At 40.2% G+C, this 20541-nt stretch carries 14 protein-coding genes and 1 rRNA gene (1 of these 15 only partly in view); 1 reads left to right on the top strand and 14 read right to left on the bottom strand.

What is annotated here, in order from left to right:
- The 13 genes from IGM04_RS01045 to pth form a co-directional block, all read right to left on the bottom strand.
- Window positions 1-1538, bottom strand: a 16S ribosomal RNA gene (locus tag IGM04_RS01045) (it extends 23 nt beyond the left edge of the window).
- Between the two features lie 655 nt (window positions 1539-2193).
- Window positions 2194-3690, bottom strand: a complete 1497-nt coding sequence (lysS, locus tag IGM04_RS01040; RefSeq protein ID WP_002359372.1) for a lysine--tRNA ligase — start codon at window positions 3688-3690, stop codon at window positions 2194-2196.
- A 93-nt stretch (window positions 3691-3783) separates the two neighbouring features.
- Complete coding sequence (gene dusB / locus IGM04_RS01035) at window positions 3784-4782, bottom strand: tRNA dihydrouridine synthase DusB (protein WP_002396119.1); 999 nt, start codon at window positions 4780-4782, stop codon at window positions 3784-3786.
- A gap of 11 nt (window positions 4783-4793) precedes the next feature.
- The gene (gene hslO, locus IGM04_RS01030; protein ID WP_002359370.1) at window positions 4794-5690 is read right to left on the bottom strand and encodes an Hsp33 family molecular chaperone HslO; all 897 of its coding nucleotides are present in this window, start codon (window positions 5688-5690) and stop codon (window positions 4794-4796) included.
- A 161-nt stretch (window positions 5691-5851) separates the two neighbouring features.
- Window positions 5852-8008 carry an ATP-dependent zinc metalloprotease FtsH gene (gene ftsH / locus IGM04_RS01025; RefSeq protein ID WP_086317589.1) on the bottom strand — a complete coding sequence of 719 codons (2157 nt, stop codon included), beginning with the start codon at window positions 8006-8008 and terminating at the stop codon, window positions 5852-5854.
- A 93-nt stretch (window positions 8009-8101) separates the two neighbouring features.
- Window positions 8102-8647, bottom strand: a complete 546-nt coding sequence (hpt, locus tag IGM04_RS01020) for a hypoxanthine phosphoribosyltransferase (RefSeq protein WP_002356260.1) — start codon at window positions 8645-8647, stop codon at window positions 8102-8104.
- A gap of 18 nt (window positions 8648-8665) precedes the next feature.
- Window positions 8666-10054 (bottom strand): tRNA lysidine(34) synthetase TilS, encoded by a 1389-nt coding sequence (tilS, locus tag IGM04_RS01015; RefSeq protein WP_086317588.1) that lies wholly within the window; start codon window positions 10052-10054, stop codon window positions 8666-8668.
- 85 nt (window positions 10055-10139) lie between these two features.
- On the bottom strand, window positions 10140-10619 hold the full coding sequence (locus IGM04_RS01010) for a S1 domain-containing RNA-binding protein (RefSeq protein ID WP_002356258.1): 480 nt from the start codon (window positions 10617-10619) through the stop codon (window positions 10140-10142).
- Window positions 10620-10663: 44 nt separating this feature from the next.
- The gene (locus IGM04_RS01005) at window positions 10664-11143 is read right to left on the bottom strand and encodes an FtsB family cell division protein (RefSeq protein WP_002356257.1); all 480 of its coding nucleotides are present in this window, start codon (window positions 11141-11143) and stop codon (window positions 10664-10666) included.
- A gap of 254 nt (window positions 11144-11397) precedes the next feature.
- Window positions 11398-11661 (bottom strand): RNA-binding S4 domain-containing protein, encoded by a 264-nt coding sequence (locus tag IGM04_RS01000; RefSeq protein WP_002356255.1) that lies wholly within the window; start codon window positions 11659-11661, stop codon window positions 11398-11400.
- A gap of 14 nt (window positions 11662-11675) precedes the next feature.
- Window positions 11676-13265, bottom strand: coding sequence for a putative polysaccharide biosynthesis protein (locus tag IGM04_RS00995; RefSeq protein ID WP_002364515.1), 1590 nt, complete (start codon window positions 13263-13265; stop codon window positions 11676-11678).
- A gap of 15 nt (window positions 13266-13280) precedes the next feature.
- A complete protein-coding gene (gene mfd, locus IGM04_RS00990) occupies window positions 13281-16820 on the bottom strand; it encodes a transcription-repair coupling factor (RefSeq protein WP_002388750.1) in 3540 nt (1179 codons plus the stop codon).
- 19 nt (window positions 16821-16839) lie between these two features.
- Window positions 16840-17406 carry an aminoacyl-tRNA hydrolase gene (pth, locus tag IGM04_RS00985; protein WP_002368547.1) on the bottom strand — a complete coding sequence of 189 codons (567 nt, stop codon included), beginning with the start codon at window positions 17404-17406 and terminating at the stop codon, window positions 16840-16842.
- Window positions 17407-17741: 335 nt separating this feature from the next.
- On the opposite strand from pth, the gene IGM04_RS00980 reads away from it, so the two are divergent.
- The gene (locus tag IGM04_RS00980; protein WP_002356251.1) at window positions 17742-18725 is read left to right on the top strand and encodes an L-lactate dehydrogenase; all 984 of its coding nucleotides are present in this window, start codon (window positions 17742-17744) and stop codon (window positions 18723-18725) included.
- A 225-nt stretch (window positions 18726-18950) separates the two neighbouring features.
- Here IGM04_RS00980 and IGM04_RS00975 read toward each other — a convergent pair whose 3' ends face one another.
- Window positions 18951-20441, bottom strand: a complete 1491-nt coding sequence (locus tag IGM04_RS00975; RefSeq protein ID WP_002361555.1) for an aldehyde dehydrogenase family protein — start codon at window positions 20439-20441, stop codon at window positions 18951-18953.
- Window positions 20442-20541: the final 100 nt, after the last annotated feature.

The following is a 20541-nucleotide window of genomic DNA, read 5'->3' as shown; positions in this document are numbered from 1 at the left end:
TTCCGATACGGCTACCTTGTTACGACTTCACCCCAATCATCTATCCCACCTTAGGCGGCTGGCTCCAAAAAGGTTACCTCACCGACTTCGGGTGTTACAAACTCTCGTGGTGTGACGGGCGGTGTGTACAAGGCCCGGGAACGTATTCACCGCGGCGTGCTGATCCGCGATTACTAGCGATTCCGGCTTCATGCAGGCGAGTTGCAGCCTGCAATCCGAACTGAGAGAAGCTTTAAGAGATTTGCATGACCTCGCGATCTAGCGACTCGTTGTACTTCCCATTGTAGCACGTGTGTAGCCCAGGTCATAAGGGGCATGATGATTTGACGTCATCCCCACCTTCCTCCGGTTTGTCACCGGCAGTCTCGCTAGAGTGCCCAACTGAATGATGGCAACTAACAATAAGGGTTGCGCTCGTTGCGGGACTTAACCCAACATCTCACGACACGAGCTGACGACAACCATGCACCACCTGTCACTTTGTCCCCGAAGGGAAAGCTCTATCTCTAGAGTGGTCAAAGGATGTCAAGACCTGGTAAGGTTCTTCGCGTTGCTTCGAATTAAACCACATGCTCCACCGCTTGTGCGGGCCCCCGTCAATTCCTTTGAGTTTCAACCTTGCGGTCGTACTCCCCAGGCGGAGTGCTTAATGCGTTTGCTGCAGCACTGAAGGGCGGAAACCCTCCAACACTTAGCACTCATCGTTTACGGCGTGGACTACCAGGGTATCTAATCCTGTTTGCTCCCCACGCTTTCGAGCCTCAGCGTCAGTTACAGACCAGAGAGCCGCCTTCGCCACTGGTGTTCCTCCATATATCTACGCATTTCACCGCTACACATGGAATTCCACTCTCCTCTTCTGCACTCAAGTCTCCCAGTTTCCAATGACCCTCCCCGGTTGAGCCGGGGGCTTTCACATCAGACTTAAGAAACCGCCTGCGCTCGCTTTACGCCCAATAAATCCGGACAACGCTTGCCACCTACGTATTACCGCGGCTGCTGGCACGTAGTTAGCCGTGGCTTTCTGGTTAGATACCGTCAGGGGACGTTCAGTTACTAACGTCCTTGTTCTTCTCTAACAACAGAGTTTTACGATCCGAAAACCTTCTTCACTCACGCGGCGTTGCTCGGTCAGACTTTCGTCCATTGCCGAAGATTCCCTACTGCTGCCTCCCGTAGGAGTCTGGGCCGTGTCTCAGTCCCAGTGTGGCCGATCACCCTCTCAGGTCGGCTATGCATCGTGGCCTTGGTGAGCCGTTACCTCACCAACTAGCTAATGCACCGCGGGTCCATCCATCAGCGACACCCGAAAGCGCCTTTCACTCTTATGCCATGCGGCATAAACTGTTATGCGGTATTAGCACCTGTTTCCAAGTGTTATCCCCCTCTGATGGGTAGGTTACCCACGTGTTACTCACCCGTCCGCCACTCCTCTTTCCAATTGAGTGCAAGCACTCGGGAGGAAAGAAGCGTTCGACTTGCATGTATTAGGCACGCCGCCAGCGTTCGTCCTGAGCCAGGATCAAACTCTCATAATAAAAGTTAGAACAATCTTGCGATTGTTAAGCTCAATTTGTTTGCTAGCATATTGCTTGCTTGTTAAAAATGTTTGTTGTCTTGAATTGAATCAAGACGCCCTACACATTTGGTTCGTCTATTCTTTGTTCAGTTTTCAAAGGTCTACGTTACCTCGCAGCAACTTTTATATCATAACAAACTTTCGTTTGAATGTCAAGAACTTTTTTTTGAAAAAGTTTTTTTAAGTTGTTTTGCTCGGTTGTTGTTGTCTGTTGTGACAACTTCTATATCTTATCATCTCGTTTGTTATTTGTCAACAACTTTTTTGTTGTTTTTTCAAACTTTTTTCGAGAGATTTGAAATCAAGAATTGTTATTTAATTATTGATTTCTGAATCGCTCAGCTGTGTGACTCGCCTTGCGACATGTAATAATATACCAAGATTTCAAGCATTGGTCAATCATTATTTTCACTTTTTTTAAACTTTTTTTCAATACCGATTGTTCTTTCTTATTCGATTAGATAAAGTTCGTTTTTTTTATCAGATTACCCATTCTTTTTACTACTCATCTTCGATTTTTTTAGAAAAAAAGAATTGGTTTCAATTGTTTTTCTACTCTTTTTTATTTAATTTTTTACGAAGACAAAAAAAAGATGCCCTTAAGGCATCTTTTTTTATCTCATTGTTGGGAATAATAATACATCACGAATTGATTGAGCATCAGTTAATAACATAACTAGTCGATCAATCCCAATACCTAATCCTCCGGTTGGTGGCAAGCCATATTCTAAGGCTTCGATGAAATCTTCATCTACTCCGTGTGCTTCATCATTTCCTTGTTCCCGTTCTTTTTCTTGTTCTTCAAAACGTTCACGTTGGTCAATTGGATCATTTAATTCTGTAAATGCATTAGCAAACTCTTTTCCGATAATAAATAGTTCAAAGCGGTCAGTGAAACGACCATCTTCTGGATTTTTCTTCGCTAATGGTGAAACAGCGACTGGGTGACCATAAATAAATGTTGGTTGTTGCAATGTATCTTCTACAAATGTTTCGAAAAATTCATTAATGATATGACCGACTGTCATGGCATCTGTAATTTCAACATTATGTTCTTTAGCCAACGCACGGGCTTCTTCTATCGTCATCTCTTGCCAAAAATCTACGCCCGTTTGTTCTTTGACCGCATCTACCATGTGTAGACGTTTGAAAGGACTGCCTAAATCAACCGCTTGACCATCGTACGTGATATCAGTAGTTCCTAAGACTTTTTCCGCAGCATTACGGATAATTCCCTCTGTTAAATCCATCACATCTTGATAATCAGTATAAGCGGTGTAAGCTTCTAGCATTGTAAATTCTGGGTTATGAGTGGTATCGATTCCTTCATTACGGAAGACACGACCAATTTCATATACTTTTTCCATGCCACCGACAATTAAACGTTTTAAATGTAACTCTAGGGCAATGCGTAAGTATAAGTCCATATCTAATGCATTATGGTGTGTGATAAATGGACGAGCAGCAGCTCCTCCTGCTTCGTTATGCAAGACAGGGGTTTCTACTTCGACATAGCCATTGCCATCTAGATAACGACGGATTTCGCTAATAATTTGACTGCGTTTCATGAAACGATCAAAGCTTTCTTTGTTACTGATTAAATCCAAATAGCGTTGACGATAGCGTTGTTCCACATTCGTTAATCCATGGTATTTATCTGGCAATGGACGCAAAGCTTTAGTTAATAACGTAATTGTTTGAGCTTTAACAGTAACTTCCCCCGTGTTGGTTTTCATTACTTGACCTGTCACACCAAAGAAGTCGCCTAAGTCAGCATGTTTAAATAGTTCATAGGCTTCGTCTCCAACTTGGTCCTTCCGAACATAAATTTGAATTTGGCCTTCACGGTCTTGCAAATGGGCGAAACCAGCTTTTCCTTTACCACGTTTTGTCATCATACGTCCAGCAACGCTGACTTCTGTATTCATTTCACTAAGTTCTTCTTTTGTATGATTATCATATTGTTCATGAAGTTCTGCTGAATTATGAGTACGATCGAAACGTTTACCGAAAGGATCAATCCCTTCTTCACGTAAAGCTTCCATTTTTTCGCGGCGCACGAGCATTTGATCATTTAAATCCTCTAAATGCGCTTGTTGTTCTTCTGCCACTGTTGTTCCTCCATTCTTGATTTTAACCTATCCTAATAATGCCACAGTAATTCGAAAAAAAGCAAGCCGAATTTTACTTTCGGCTTGAATTTTTTATTCTTCTATAGTAGTTACAGCAACTTTGGAAATCTTCTCTACAAAGGCATCAAGTAAATCGACAACTGCTTGTTGTGTTTCAACTTGGTTAATCGCAACTTTTACTTTGGCCGCTCGCGAGATTCCTTTTAGATAGTAAGAAGCATGTTGGCGAAACTCACGGACCGCAATTTTTTCACCTTTTAAATCCACTAATCGTTGTAAATGAACTTTTGCAATATTGATTTTTTCAGCTGGTGAAGGCTCAGGCATCAATTCGCCCGTTTCCAAGTATTCTTTCGTCCGTTGAATCATCCAAGGATTGCCCAAAGCAGCTCGACCAATCATCACACCATCCGCTCCAACATATTCTAACATGCGTTTAGCATCTTCAGGCGTTTTGACATCGCCATTTCCCATAAAAGGAATGCTTAAATGCTTTTTCACTTCCTTTAAAACGTCCCAGTTGGCTGTCCCTTCGTACATTTGGACACGCGTCCGACCATGCATAGCAATTGCCGAAGCCCCTGCTTGTTCGGCAGCCAAAGCGTTGTCTACAGCATATAGATGATCTTCATCCCAGCCTGTTCGCATTTTTACAGTGACAGGCAAAGAAACTGCCGAAGAGACTGCGTGAACCATCTCATGCACTTTATTCGGATCCAGCAACCATTTCGCACCAGCTTCAGCTTTAATTATTTTATTGACAGGACAACCCATGTTAATATCAATAATCGCCGCTTGCGTATTTTCTTCAACAAACTTAGCAGCTTCCACTAATGTTTCTTTATCTCCACCAAAAATTTGTACACTTAAAGGATATTCCCGCTCATCAATATATAGCATTTCTAAGGTTTTTTTGTTTCTTAATTTAATTCCTTTATCACTAATCATTTCACAAACGACTAATCCTGCGCCAAATTCTTTTACAGTCACACGAAAAGCGGCGTTGCTAATACCCGCCATCGGAGCTACGACAACACGGTTGGGGATTTCAACGTCTCCAATTTTCCACATAGTCTTTCCTCCTACTTTTGTTTCGTATTGCGAATCGCTTCATCGCGAAGTTCAATTAATTCTTCTTCACTATAGTGATATTTATTGTTACAGAATTGACAAACTGCTTCTGCTCCATGATCTTCATCAATCATCGCATTTAATTCATCGATCCCAACGGCAATCAAAGCGGTCGCAAATTTTTCTTTGGAACAGTCACATTTAAATTGTACAGGCATTTTTTCTAAAATTTCTACTTCGTCTTCTCCCAATAAGCGATACAAGACTTGTTCAGGTGTTTCTCCATTTTCTAGTAATTGTGAAATTGGTGGCACTTCCGCTAGACGCTGTTCAATAAAATCAATGGTACTTTCATCGGCACCTGGCATTACTTGAATCATAAAACCACCGGCTGCTTTCACCGATTCATCCGTGTCAACCAATACACCTAAACCGATAGCTGAGGGAACTTGTTCAGAGACCGCCATAAAATATGTAAAGTCTTCACCGATTTCACCAGAAACAATAGGTGTTTGTCCAGAAAAGGTTTCTTTTAATCCTAAATCTTTAATGACTGTGAAAATTCCTTCGTTACCGACAGCGCCACGTACATCAATTTTACCTGTTGCATTCAACTTTAAGCTGACATGTGGATTTTTAATGTAGCCTTTTGTTTCTCCACGGCCATTACTATCAACAATAATAGCGCCAGCTGGGCCATTTCCTTGTACTTTTACAGTTAATTTATCGTCACCTTTTAAAGTCGCTCCTAGTAAAAGGGCTCCAATCAATGTGCGCCCTAACGCTGCAGTAGAAGAACTCCATGTATCATGTCTTCTTTGCGCTTCGCTAACAGTTTCAGTGGCACTGATGGCATATGCTCGTATTGAACCTTTATAACAAAGGGCTTTTACTAAATAATCTTCCATTCTTTTTCCTCTTCTCTTGGTGCTTTTTTGTCCATTAGTCAGATAATACTAGGAATCAGGTGTTTTTTCAACCAAATAATCTTCCTTCTATAGAATATCTTAATATTATAGAAGGTGCAGTATTCGTCATCTCGACAAATACTGCACCTTCTACTAATTGGTTATTTATAACGATCTTCGTAGTTATTGCGATTATATTCAGAATTGGAATCTGAATCTTTTTTCTCTTCAGATTGGACTTCTTTTTCTGTTTGTTCGCTTTCTACTTTGACTTCTTCTGCTTCATCATGTAATTCTTTTTTCGCTTCTTCAAAGTCTTGCTTTTCTTCAACTTGTTTTTGCGCTTCTTTTTCTTCTAAAGCACGTTTTGCTTCTTCGAATGTTTGCGCTTCTTTTTCACTAGGATAGTCGCTGTCAGCACCTTCAGGCATTTTACCTGTTTCAAATAATGATTTGATTGCTTTTGCATCTAATGTTTCATATTCTAATAGTTTTTCAGCGATTAGTTTATGTTGTTCACGGTGCGCTTCGATAATTTCATGCGCTTTTGTATGAGCATCCATTAAGATACGACGAACTTCCTGATCGATTTCAAACGCCACTTGTTCTGAGTAAGCTTTTGTTTGACCATAATCACGACCGACAAAGACTTGATGGTTTCCTTCATATTGAACAGGTCCTAATTTGTCGCTCATTCCATATTCCGTTACCATGCTACGAGCAATCCCTGTTGCTTGTTCAAAGTCATTTGAAGCCCCTGTTGATTGAACACCAAAGATAATTTCTTCTGCTGTACGTCCACCAAGTAAGCCAACGATTTGTTCAAACATATCTTCTTTAGTCATTAAGAATTGATCTTCTTTTGGCAAAGCAATCATATAACCGCCTGCGCGACCACGAGGGATAATCGTTACTTTGTGGACAACACGAGCACGGCTTAAGACTAAACCAACAATTGTGTGTCCCGCTTCATGGTAAGCCACCATTTCGCGTTCTTTTTTATTAATCACGCGATCTTTTTTAGCTGGACCAGCAATTACGCGGTCTTCGGCTTCATCCACATCAGAAGCATCAATTTTTTTCTTGTTACGACGAGCGGCAACTAAGGCTGCTTCGTTTAAGACGTTTTCTAAATCAGCACCAGCGAAACCTGGTGTTTGTTGTGCAACAACTTTCAAATCAACGTCATCAGCTAACGGTTTGTTTTTCGCATGAACACGTAAAATCGCTTCACGACCTTTGACATCTGGACGTCCTACCAAGATTTGGCGGTCAAAACGACCTGGACGTAACAACGCTGGGTCTAACACGTCTGAACGGTTCGTTGCAGCAATTACGATAACTCCTTCATTGCCATCAAAACCATCCATCTCAACTAATAATTGGTTAAGGGTTTGTTCACGTTCGTCGTGTCCGCCACCCATACCAGCACCACGTTGACGACCAACTGCATCGATTTCATCGATAAAGATAATCGCAGGCGCGTTTTTCTTCGCTGTTTCAAATAAATCCCGGACACGGCTAGCACCGACCCCGACAAACATTTCAACGAAATCTGAACCTGAGATTGAGTAAAATGGCACACCTGCTTCACCTGCTACGGCTTTAGCAAGTAACGTTTTACCAGTCCCTGGAGGTCCTTCTAATAGTACGCCCGCAGGAATCCGTGCGCCTAATTCAGCGAAACGACGTGGATCTTTTAAGAATTCCACTACTTCAACTAATTCTTGTTTTTCTTCTTCCGCACCAGCTACATCTGAGAAGCGGACACGGTTAGCTTTTTTATCGGCTTCTTTGGCTTTTGATTTACCGAAGTTCATCACACGGCCACCACCGCCACCGCCACCGCCTTGTTGGCTCATCATCATGTAGAAGAAGAAGAAAATAATCACTAATGGTAAGAAACTAAACAACAGTGACAACCAAGCACCACTTGTTGATTGTTCTTTGACAACTAGCTTCACCTTGTTATTTTGTGCCGCATCTTGAATGCCAGCTAAGGTTGTATCACTAGGTAAAACGGTTGTTGTGAAGCCTTTTGACGATGCTTGCGTTGAGCCCCACAATGACAGACCACCTGTGTCTTTCACTTCTTGTTTTTCTTTATACTGCCCTTCAATCCGGTAAACCCCATTGGTTGGTTGAATGGTCATGTCTTTGACTTTTCCGTCTTCCAATTGTTGTTGGAAGGTTGAGTAATCGATGTCTGGCGATTGTTGGTTGTTATTTCCAAAAATGAAATAGACAACCATGACCATGGCAAGTACTACTAAGACGTAGTATAAACCATTTTTCATGCCATTATTCTTTTTGTTCATGCCTGTCCTCCTTATGCTCATCATTACAATTCATGTTATTCTTTTATCAATCCTGACCTTTACATTGTAACACAATTAATTCCTTGATAGATATTAATTTGATTCGTAAACTTCAGGTTTTAAAACGCCAATATAAGGCAAGTTGCGGTACGTTTCTGCATAGTCTAATCCGTAACCGACCACAAACTCATTGGGCACATCAAACCCTACGTAGTCAGCTTTAATGTCTACTACACGGCCTTCTGGTTTATCTAATAAGGTAACAATTTTCACAGATGCAGCTTTACGGTATCTAAACAAATCTACTAAATACGCTAATGTACGACCACTATCGATGATATCTTCTACGATTAAAATATGTCTACCTTCGACATTTGTGTCTAAGTCTTTGACAATTTTTACTTCGCCTGAAGAAACTGTCGCGTTGCCGTAGCTAGATACATCCATAAAGTCCAATTCTAAATAAGTATTGATTTCACGAGTCAAATCAGCCATAAATGGTACTGCACCTTTTAAAATACCGACCACTAAAGGATTTTTCCCTTGATATTCTTCTGTCAGTTGCTTGCCAAGCTCTGCAGACTTCGCAAGAATTTCTTCTTTGGAGATTAGGACTTTCTCAATATCTTTTTCTATCATAGTGCGCTCCTTTCAGCATTACTCCTTTGTCTTAAAAAGGAGTCTGTAGTGTATTTTATCAGTTTCTAAAGGAATACTCAAATAGGAATTTGCAAATTTTGGTACCCAAATGATTTCCTCTTGCTCATCCGTAATGACCCAAGCACTCTCTCTCGCTTCATTTGGCACTTTTTGATCAATAAAAACTCTGCTTAATTTTTTCGTAAACCCTGGTTTTAATGTAATCCGATCACCACTTTGGCGATGACGAACGGTCAAAGGTGTGGCTGTTGTCAACGGGATTGCTAACAACTGACCCGTCCATTGATTAATCTCTTCAGGAAGAGGAAACGGTTTGTCTGTCGCAATTAATCCTAGCCACTCGGTTTCCGATAAATAAATCCCCGCGCCAGGTACTAATAAATGTGTAACTTCTTCTCGCAGTGCAACCTGTTTTTGTTCTAAGCACAGCCAATCGTAACTTTTAGCTAGCTGCCATTGCTGTTCTAACATAACCGAGCCTTGCGGTTGGCGTTCATCATTCAAAACTTTTAAAATTTGTGTCATCTGGCGTTGGTTTAACGAAACCCCTAATGGCACTAATGTTTTTTGGAAAAACGCGGTTAAAAAGAAGTGCTGGTACGCAGGCGTTTCTTTTAATAATCTCTTCAAAGGAATGCGCCAGCCTTGTTTGGTCGGCTCTACGGCTTCAGATAATTGAGGCTCAATTTGTTCTTGAATAAATTCTTGGGCAAAACGTTGTTCATTACTAAAAGAAGCAATCTGATCTAAGAATTGCGGATTTTCCTGCTTCAATAGCGGCAAAACCTGATTTCGGAGCCGATTTCTTAAATATTCATTGGTTTGGTTCGTTTCGTCCTCAAAATAAACGAATGCTTGGCGCTGTGCAAATTGATACAATTCTTCTTTTGGATAAATAAGTAACGGACGAATCAATTCCCCTGTCGCAAAAGGACGTCTCTCTTTAATGCCCGCGGAATGGGAAAAATTAGTTCCTCGAATCAGCTTCATTAAAATCGTTTCCGCTTGATCGTCTAGATGATGTGCCGTCATTAAGACCGCTGCACCTTCAATTTCCATGACTTCTTTAAAAAATTCATAACGAAATGTGCGCGCTTTTGCTTCTAAATTTCGTTGCTTTTCAGGGTCTTCCCAACGTGTTTCATAATACGTTAGCTCTCGCTGCTGACAATAGGTAGCGAGATATTGCGCTTCCTGTGCCGACGCTTCTCGCAATTGATGATTGACGTGTGCAACAACCAATTGTAATTGTTCTTTTTCTGCCACCTGTTCCATTAACATCAAAAGGGCCATGGAGTCTACACCACCAGAAACGGCGACCACGATTGTTTGATGCGGTTGCCAAAATCCTTGTTCTTTTCCTCGTTTATAAAACTGCCAAAACATTGTTCGCCCTTCTTTCTTCCTTAGAATAAAAGAGGAACCGAGAAATAACCCATTCGTTATCCCCAGTCCCCCTATTTGTTTGTGCTTAGCCGCGACGTCCGCCACGTCCGCCACGTTTGCCTTCAGTATTACGTTTTAATGAAGATAAACGGTCATCACTATCTTTCAAGAAAGAGCTCATCAATGAGTCAAAATCTTGTTTATTGTTATTGTTATTTGCTTGTGGTTTATTGAAAGGCTTTTTGCCCCCTGCGCGTGGATTACGGTCACGATTCTCATAATTGTTTTCACGACGTTGAAATTCACGTTTTGGTTGTTGCCCTTCTGCTGGCTCTTGTGCTTTACGGATCGATAAGCCAATTTTGCCGTCGTCACCAACTGAGGTTACTTTCACTGTTACTTCGTCACCTACTGTTAATACATCATGAATATCTTTAACGAATCCATTAGACACTTCACTGATGTGTACTAACCCAGTTTTTCCTTCTCCTAAATCAATAAATGCACCAAAGTTAGTAATCCCTGACACTTTTCCTGGCAATTTAGCTCCTACTTCGATTGACATAAAAAAATTGTTCCTCCTATTTTTTCCCTAATTATAATTGCAGTTTATTCAGCTGAAGACTTAGTTGTTTCAGTTGAAGACTGTGATTGACTATTTTTTTCTGAACTGCTCTTGCTTTCTTCCGCTCCAGAAGTCTGTGTTTTTTTCATTTGTTCTGGTGTGGGATAAATCTGTTCGCCTTCTTTTGAGAGAAGGAAACGGCTACGTGCTAATTTTGCCACATAATCATCATCTTTTAACAAAGCAACGTCTTTTTTTAGATCCTTGACCTTCTTATCAACTGCTACGGATTCAGCAATTGCATCTGCTCGTTCTTGTTTGAAAGCACCTAAGCGATGATAATCTTTCATCAATTGGATGCCAGAAAAGGCAAAAATAATGAAGGCCACGAGAAAAATCGCTGCCAAGCGTCTGCGTCTAAAAATCAATTGTTTCTGTTGTTTTTGGAATTCGACATACTGTTCTTTCGTGTAGTCATTTTCCAATGCCGCAACTTTCTTCGAGTTTTTTTCATTCTTTCCCATCGTCTCGCTCCACTCGCTTTGGATTGTCCGTTTTATTATACCAACATCTAAGAACCTTGTCTAATGTTAATTTCAGAGAAGTTAAAGAAAATCAAGCTTTTTTCTAAAATATTCTTTGCTTTTGAAATAACAGCGGTTGATTTATTAATTTTTTTCAAAAGCGGCGCGTCTGTTTCATTAAAACGCTGAAAGGATGAAGCGCTTGGAATATTCATCTTTTCAATGAACTTGCCAAGCGCTCCATCCTCACCTGTTTATTCTTCAGAGACACGTGTTTCTGATTTTATTTCATACATTTTTGTGGCATCTTCTTTTTTCGTAGAGTCATTCAGTTGCAGGACTTCTACTTCTAAAATTCTGTTCCCAAATTGAATTTTGACAAGGTCACCAATCTTCACAGTACTAGAAGATTTGGCTAAGACTCCGTTGATTTGAATCCGGCCTTTATCAGCGACTTCTTTGGCAACTGTTCTTCTTTTAATAATGCGAGAAACTTTTAAAAATTTATCTAACCGCATCACATTCACCTCTTTTATTTTTTTTGTCTCATCCGTAAAATTTTTGCGCCATACGGTAAACTTAACCATTCACGTATCGTAAATAATTCTAACTTAATGATGGTGCTAATAAAAACTGTACCACCCACTGCAACACCTAAAACTGTAACGAAAAACGCTTGACTTCGGTGATGCACACCTTGGAACAAGATGGAGATAATTCCTTGATAGACTAGTAATGACAGCATCATGATTGCTAAACTAAGCAACAGTTTTTTCAAAAAGTTTCGTTCTCGAACAAAACAATTAATCGCTGCATCCGATTGTCGGACTAAAACGAATAGCGTCGCTAGTAACCCAAGAATAGTAGACCAACTAGCACCTAATGTTCCCCAACGAATGGTGAAAAAGCCCGTTGTCAGTAACTTCACTAATAAGCCCACACCAGCTGCCACTAAAGGACCTTTAAAACGATTGCGACTTTGTTCAATACTTTGGTAGGCCTGAATAATGGCCATAAAAGCGATGGATAAAACATACACCCCTAAAACATCGTTGCCTTTATAATCTTTAAAAAGCGTAAAGTTCATGTACGGCAATAACATCATTAGACCAATCGAAGCCGCCGATGCCAAGGTTGTGGTAAGGCGCAAAAAGATTTTTGCAACTTGTAAAAATTGTTGACGGTCTTTTTTCATAAAATATTTTGTCAAACCTGGTAAAAAGGTCGAGCTTAAAGCTAAAGCAATTACCAATCCTAATTGAACTAGTGGTTGTCCTCTATCATAGACCCCTTTGTCCACTTTCGCAGCTAAATCAGAGAGCCCGAAAAGCATGAGAGCATTTTTTACTTTAAAGGAATCAATTAATTGAAATAGAATCAGAAAAGCACTATATAAAGAGACCAAACCACCCTCAATCATTAAACGTTTAAATAGTCCTGTGGTTTGAGGCATAATCTTCCATTGATGCAAGTATTCCGTACTTCCACTAAGAATTTTTCGATTGTAGTACCATAAGACAAGTACCGCTAAGACACCGCCAGCCAACGCACCACTCATAGCCACCGTCCCCGTTTGGTAAATGGAGCCACCAAAGTAATGATAGGACAACGCAGCTACTAGAATAACCCCGACACGCACAAACTGTTCCATCACCTGTGAAATACCACTAGGCACCATCAACAAATGACCTTGAAAATTTCCACGATAGAAGGAAAGAATTGGAACGAGTAAAAAGGTAAAGGAAACAACTTCCATTAATGGTTGGAGTGCAGCATCCCCCATACTAATAGCAATTTCTTGACTACCAAAGAAAAAGAAGGCCCAACAAGCAATCGCTAACCATAACACATAGGGATATAGTTGGCGCAACACTTGTTTTTGACTCCGAATATCTGGTTGTTCAGCAACAATTTTGGAAATAAATTGCGGTAAGCCTGACAATGCTAATGTCATCGCAATCCCATAGATTGGATAAACTTGCTGATACACGTAAAATCCTTCATCCCCTACAAAGTTCTGAAAAGGAACGCGATAAAACGCACTCAACACTTTTGCAATGAAGGAAGCAATGGTTAACACAACGGCACCTTGCATCATTCGTTGCATTTCTTTTTGTGCCATCTTCTAGGCCTCCTTTTAAAGGGAATCCGTTTCTTGCGAATGTTTGTATTTTTCTTGTCGCAATGCGGTTGTAAAAGTAGCAATTTCTTGAATCCAAACAGCTTCTTTACAATCTTTCGGCAACTTCAAGGAAATAGTCATTTGTTCTTTCTCAACTGCTAGATCCGCTTTTAAGCTGGTTGCCGATAACGCTTCAAACAACTGCTCCACAGAGTATGTTTTTGTGCCAATTTTACTTAACACAAACTTGACTTTTTGGTCGCGTTTACGAATACTTTCTAACAAGGCACGGTCGCCATCCATTTTGATACGGCCAGTGGTTAATAAATGCGCCACTTCGTCAGGATACTCTCCAAAGCGGTCTAACAAGTCCGCTTCTAATTCTTCGTACATATCCATATTTTCTAATTGACGAATCCGTTTATAAATTTCAATTTTTTGTCGTTCGTCTGTAATGTACGTTCCTGGAATATAAGCATCAATGCCCAAATCAATTTCAACAGACGTTTTTTGGTCTTGGATATTTTTTCCTTGTTTACGAGCAACTGCCTCAGATAACATCTGTGAGTACATATCAAACCCAACCGAATCAATGAAGCCATGTTGTTGGGCACCAAGAAGGTTTCCGGCCCCTCGAATGGAAAGGTCACGCATCGCAATTTTGAACCCAGAACCTAATTCCGTAAAGTCTTTAATTGCTTCTAAACGTTTCTCGCTAACTTCGTTTAGGATTTTTTGCTGTTCGTACATAAAATAAGCATAGGCCACTCGATTGCTACGCCCCACACGACCACGTAATTGATACAACGTAGATAAGCCCATGTAGTCCGCATTTTCTACAAACAAGGTATTAGCATTAGGAATATCTACTCCTGTTTCAATAATCGTTGTAGTGACTAATATATCATATTGTCCTTCAATAAAATCAAACAAAGTATTCTCCAGTTGTACTTCTGTCATTTGACCATGTGCATACGCAATTCGTGCATCTGGAACTAGTGCTTGTAACTCTTCAACTTTTCGTTCAATCGTATCTACTCGATTGTATAAATAAAAGACTTGACCATCTCGGGCCATTTCTCGCTCAATCGCTTCCCGAATCGCCCCAGGATTATTTTCCATGACATACGTTTGGATCGGATAACGATTCTCTGGTGGGGTTTCGATGACGGATAAATCACGGACACCTAACATCGACATATGAAGGGTCCTTGGGATTGGCGTTGCTGTTAACGTCAAGACATCCACTTGTGAACGCAATTGTTTTAGTCGTTCTTTATGTTTCACTCCAAACCGTTGTTCCTCATCAATAATCAACAAGCCTAAATCACTAAAATTAATATCTTGCGACAATAAACGATGGGTACCAATCACAATATCTACTTGGCCATGTTTAATTTTTTCAATTGTTTCATTTTGCTGTTTTTTCGTGCGGAAACGACTTAATAAACCAATTTCTACAGGAAAGCCCTCAAACCGCTCTTGAATCGTTTCGTAATGTTGTTGCGCTAAAATAGTCGTTGGCACTAAAAAGGCAACCTGTTTATTGTTGCTAACAGCTTTGAAAGCCGCTCGTAAAGCCACTTCTGTTTTACCAAACCCTACATCGCCAACTAACAAACGATCCATTGGTCGAGATTTTTCCATGTCGTGTTTAATTTCGGCAGCACTACGTAATTGATCATCTGTTTCAGAATACGGAAAAGCCTCTTCAAATTCTTTTTGATACGCATCATCTGGCGGAAAAGCATAGCCTTTTTCCGACTCTCTTGTCGCATAAAGTAAGATTAAATCATCCGCGATATCTTCAATTTTCGAAGCAACTTTTCGTTTGGTTTTCGTCCATTCACTGCCGCCTAGCTTGTTAATTTTCGGCGTTTTAGACTCGGAAGCAACGAACTTTTGAATCAAGTTCAATTGTGTTACTGGAATAAATAACTTGTCATCATTTTGGTACAAGATAGTCATGTAATCTTGATGAACCCCATCAACTTCTAAGGTTTCCATACCAATATATTTACCAATCCCGTGATTCGCATGAACGACATAATCGCCCGTTTTTAAGTCGCTATAACTTTTCAAACGTTCCGCATTAGAGATTGTTTGACGACGTGCCCGTTTTTTGGTCGTTGTATGAAAAATTTCTTTTTCCGTAATCGCCACGAGCTTGTTTTTAGGTAATTCAAACCCTGTTTGTAATGCCCCTTGGACAATTTGGACATGCCCATCTAACAACTGATCCCAATTGCTTACTACACTAGGTATGTCAAAGTCCTGAAATAGCTCTTCGACTTTTTGAATCCGTTCTTTCGTAGGAACAAAAACAACGACCGTTTGGTTTTGCTTTTGCCAACGGTCCACTTCCGCTTTTAGCAACGGCATTTGACCGAAGAATTGTTGCATTGAACGATATTGGAAATTATGGACTTCTTGGAAACGAAGATTCCCCATTCCTTTTTGAAAAAGTGAAAAGAAGGTCGTATTTCGTGCAGTTTTTCGCAATTGATCATGAAAGTCTACGCCAAAAGTTTGTTCAGAAAACACGCGCATTTCTTCAATTTTCAGGGTTTGCCATTCCGCTTCCTCTCTAGCGATTTCTCGCTCCGTTTCCATCATACGAGAATAATCATCCACAAAAAGCAAACTATTTTCTGGTAAATAATCTAACAGCGTAGTTTTTTGTTGGTACAGAAAATCTGTATAATAGTGAGCATTTTCTGTAGGAATCCCTTGTTCCCAAGAAGACAGCAACTGACCAAAATATTCTTCTAAAAAATCGGTCTCCGTTTGATCTTTAGCTGTCGCTAAACGTTTTTCTAGAGCATCTTGTAACCTCGTCATGCCATGATTCATATCTGCCTTTGAGAATACTAAATCAGTCATTGGTGAAATCGTTACTTCTTCAAGATTTTCTAATGAGCGTTGAGTATCTGCTTCAAAATAACGGATTGAGTCAATTTCAACATCAAACAGTTCCACCCGAACAGGGTATTCGGCATTTAGCGGATAGACATCAACAATGCTTCCGCGAATACTAAATTCGCCGGGCTTTCCGACCATCGATTGGCGTTCATAGCCCATTAACACTAAGCGTTGCGCGAGGATTTCAGGTTCTACTTCCGTCCCGATTTCCCAATGAAGTTGCGCATTTTGCCACGTTTCTTTCGTTGGCAAATATTTTCGTAGTCCAGCTACTGGTACGACCACGATTCCTGCATTCGCTGTCATCAGGAAATTTAACGCACTCACTCGATCTGCGCGCGCTTCTGGTGAAGAAAAGGCCATTTCGGCGGATAACACTTCATCTACTGGAAATAGATGAACTTGTTCTGAAGGTAAAATATTTAAAAAATCATCTACTAATTGATTGGCATAGTATAGGTTTGGGACCGCAATAACAATTTTTTGATGCGTCTTTTGTAAAGCGCCTGCCATCAGTAATGTTTTAGCAGAGCCTGATAACCCAGTAATTAGTTGGCGCGTTCCTGTTGTCATTAGTTGACTGCGCCATGATTTAGCAATTTCTGTTTGGCTAATTCGTTCGATAATATTCAAACAAGGGCCCTCCTTTCTGCTATTTTCCATTAAATTGATTCATTGTTTCAACAAACGTATGTCCTTCGCATGCATATAAAGCGGCATCGGCTGCTTTTTTTACAGCAAGTAACATTTCTTCGTGTGTTTCTTTGGGAAAAGTACTTAGTACATGGTGAATAACTGTATCATTTTTTGAGGGCCGACCAATGCCAATTTTAATTCTAGGAAAGACATTTGTTCCTAAATGGGCAATCAGACTTTTTATCCCATTGTGGCCGCCAGCACTACCTTTTTGCCGTAAACGAATTTTACCGACCTCTAAGTCTAAGTCATCATAAATAACAATCAAGTCTTCCTCATCTGCCCCAAAGTAGGTCAACAGCGGACCAACAGAGCGACCTGATTCATTCATAAATGTTAATGGTTTCACTAACAATACTTTCTCAGTCCCTATAAAAAACTCTGCAATATCTGCTTCAAAATTACTATTATTAAACGAAACATTTTGCCGATACGCAATTTCATCTAGCGTAATAAAGCCAATGTTGTGTTTTGTTTCTTTGTATTTACTACCGGGATTTCCCAGTCCTACGATTACTTTCATCTTTCATTCTCCTTGGATTATAAGCTTGCCAACACAAAATGGCTGGGAAGCGTATGCGCTACCCAGTTTTATTCATTATACCATAGAAATAAAAAAACTCGCAGTCTTTGAAGATTAAGAAAGATGTAAAAAAATTTTTTAGAAATTTAAATATGCGTAAGATAGTGAAATTACGCACATGTAAGAGCTACCATTTTGAAACAGGTCTGAAAACTGTATCATTTTTACAATCAAAGTTCGTGACATTTTTTACAAACCATGTTACTATCACTTTAGCAACAGGAAATAAAAACTCGTTGCTCACGAAAAAGAATGTAGAGGAAGGAATGGTACACATGACTGCAGCCGCAGGGAATAAAGATCACCAAAAAGTAATTTTAGTCGGGGACGGTGCCGTAGGTTCTAGCTATGCCTTTGCTTTAGTAACTCAGAATATTGCTCAAGAAGTTGGGATTATTGATATTAATGTACCAAAAACTGAAGGAGACGCGTTGGACTTATCTCACGCATTAGCATTTACTTCTCCTAAAAAAATCTATGCTGCTACTTATGACGATTGCCATGATGCAGACTTAGTTGTCTTAACAGCTGGTGCGCCTCAAAAACCAGGCGAAACTCGTTTAGACTTAGTTCATAAAAACTTGAAAATTAATAAAGAAATCGTTACAACAATTGTTGATTCTGGTTTCAACGGTATCTTCTTAGTTGCCGCAAACCCAGTCGACATTTTGACTTATTCAACTTGGAAATTCTCTGGCTTCCCGAAAGAACGAGTAATCGGTTCAGGAACTTCACTAGATTCTGCTCGTTTCCGTCAAGCAATTGCCGAATTAGTTGACGTTGATGCACGAAATGTCCATGCCTACATCTTAGGTGAACACGGAGATACAGAATTCCCAGTTTGGTCACATGCGAATGTCGCTGGCTTACAAATTTACGAATGGGTGAAAAATAATCCTGACGTCGATGAAGAAGCAATGGTTAATTTATTCTTCAACGTACGCGACGCTGCTTACACAATCATCGAGAAAAAAGGTGCTACTTTCTATGGAATCGCGGTTGCACTAGCGCGTATCACTAAAGCTATCCTAAACGATGAAAACTCTGTGTTACCATTATCTGTTTATTTAGAAGGTGAATATGGTCAAAACGATATTTATATCGGTGCACCAGCGATCATCAACCGCCAAGGCGTTAAACAAGTCATTGAAATTCCATTAACAGATGCTGAACAAGAAAAAATGGAAGCTTCTGCTTCTGCATTAAAAGAAGTTATTGAAACAGCTTTTGCTAAATTTGAAGCAGAAGAAGCAAAATAACTCCTTCTACAATAGTCGAAAATTAAAAACAACCAAGAGTGACCACTATTGTTACTCCGCTTTAAAGCCTGGTACAAAAATCCAAAGTGATTTTTGTACCAGGCTTTACTTTTAATCTGTTTTACTTTACTCATCACTCAACTTTTAAAAAAATTATTGTTTTGTTTAGCTCGAAAAATAACAATAACCAAAAATAAGTTTGTTATCTAAAATTCACTACACTACTTAATACAGTCCATCTGCTTCTTCTTTTGTCACAATGTAAATATTTTTCATTTGCGTATAAGCATCTAGCATTGATTTATGCGTTTCTCGACCAATTCCTGATTTTTTATAACCGCCAAATGGCGCGCCCGCAGGCAATTGATTGTATGTGTTGACCCACATCCGACCTGTCCGTACACCACGAGCAACCCGTAATGCTACATTGATATCTTGAGAAAAGACGGCACCACCTAGACCATATTCAGAATCATTAGCTAAACGAATGACTTCTTCTTCCGTTTCAAATTTAATCACTGTTGCAACAGGACCAAAGATTTCTTCTTGGGCCACGCACATTGTATTCGTGCCGTTCGCTAATAACGTAGGTGCTAAAAACGCCCCCTTGTCTAGCCCATTTTCTGTTAAACGTTGCCCACCAGTAATCAGCGTAGCTCCTTCCTTCACACCAATTTCGACATATTTTAAAATTTCTTCCAATTGATGCTCATTGATCTGAGCGCCCATTTCAACATCTTTTTCCCACGGGAAACCAACGTTCACTTGTTCAAACTTTTCCTTTAAAGCTTCTACAAATTGATCATAAATACCTGACTGAACGAACACACGAGACCCAGCACAACAAACTTGCCCTTGATTGAATAAAATCCCTAACTGCACGCCTTCTAATGCACGTTCCCAATTGGCATCTTCAAAAATAATGTTGGCTGATTTTCCGCCAAGTTCTAAAGTGGCTGGAATTAGGCGGTCGGCCGCCGCTTTAGCGACAGTGTACCCCACCTCTGTTGAGCCTGTAAAAGCTAGCTTATCAAACCCTGGATGTGCCAACATATAATTTCCTGAATCAGAACCACGACCGGTGATTAAATTCACTACTCCTTTCGGCAAGACTTGATCAAAAATCTTAAACAATTCCAACAGACTTAATGATGTGCTCGAGGACGGATGAATCACAACCGTATTACCTGCTGCCAACGCTGGCGCTAATTTCCAAGCGCCCATTAATAAGGGGAAATTCCACGGAATAATTTGACCCACAACACCGATGGGTTCTTTCACAACAATGGATAACGTATCCTTATCAAATTCTTTGACAGATCCTTCTTCTCCACGAATCACACTAGCAAAATACCGAAAATGGTCTGCACTGGCAGGGACATCAATCGATTGCGTTTCCCGAAGCGGTTTTCCATTATCTAAAGTCTCCACCATAGCCAAATGTTCTTGATTTTCTTCAATCAAATCAGCAATTTTCAACAAAAGATTGCTTCTTGTTACAACGTCAACATCTTTCCATGTCTGAAACGCTTCTTGGGCTGCTTCTACAGCTCGATCCACATCTGCATTTGTGGCATCTACAAATTCTGCTAATTTTTCACCATTACTAGGATTGTAACTAGCAATCATTTTGTTACCACTACCTGTTGTCCACTCTCCATTAATATACAATTGATAGCTACTGGCAACTACTTGATTTATTTCTTTTTTACTCATTTACCCACCTCTTTTTTTATTTTGTATCCGCTTACAATTATAAGACATCTTTCACCTAAAAGTAAATGATTCTACCTAAAAAAAATATAGCTCTCAGCGA

The organism is Enterococcus sp. DIV2385 (genome assembly GCF_051711925.1).
Lineage (GTDB): Bacteria > Bacillota > Bacilli > Lactobacillales > Enterococcaceae > Enterococcus > Enterococcus faecalis.
Note: the sequence above shows the minus strand (reverse complement) of the source record. Positions and strands in the feature narration are given on the sequence as shown.

Coding starts and splice junctions, on each gene's coding strand:
- hslO (WP_002359370.1), bottom strand. CDS start 5,690: ATGGAAGATTATTTAGTAAAAGCCCTTTGTTATAAAGGTTCAATACGA.
- hpt (WP_002356260.1), bottom strand. CDS start 8,647: ATGATAGAAAAAGATATTGAGAAAGTCCTAATCTCCAAAGAAGAAATT.
- IGM04_RS01000 (WP_002356255.1), bottom strand. CDS start 11,661: ATGCGGTTAGATAAATTTTTAAAAGTTTCTCGCATTATTAAAAGAAGA.
- ftsH (WP_086317589.1), bottom strand. CDS start 8,008: ATGAACAAAAAGAATAATGGCATGAAAAATGGTTTATACTACGTCTTA.
- IGM04_RS00975 (WP_002361555.1), bottom strand. CDS start 20,441: ATGAGTAAAAAAGAAATAAATCAAGTAGTTGCCAGTAGCTATCAATTG.
- IGM04_RS01005 (WP_002356257.1), bottom strand. CDS start 11,143: ATGGGAAAGAATGAAAAAAACTCGAAGAAAGTTGCGGCATTGGAAAAT.
- IGM04_RS00995 (WP_002364515.1), bottom strand. CDS start 13,265: ATGGCACAAAAAGAAATGCAACGAATGATGCAAGGTGCCGTTGTGTTA.
- dusB (WP_002396119.1), bottom strand. CDS start 4,782: ATGTGGAAAATTGGAGACGTTGAAATCCCCAACCGTGTTGTCGTAGCT.
- IGM04_RS01010 (WP_002356258.1), bottom strand. CDS start 10,619: ATGTCAATCGAAGTAGGAGCTAAATTGCCAGGAAAAGTGTCAGGGATT.
- pth (WP_002368547.1), bottom strand. CDS start 17,406: ATGAAAGTAATCGTAGGACTGGGAAATCCCGGTAGTAAATACAAAGAA.
- IGM04_RS00980 (WP_002356251.1), top strand. CDS start 17,742: ATGACTGCAGCCGCAGGGAATAAAGATCACCAAAAAGTAATTTTAGTC.
- tilS (WP_086317588.1), bottom strand. CDS start 10,054: ATGTTTTGGCAGTTTTATAAACGAGGAAAAGAACAAGGATTTTGGCAA.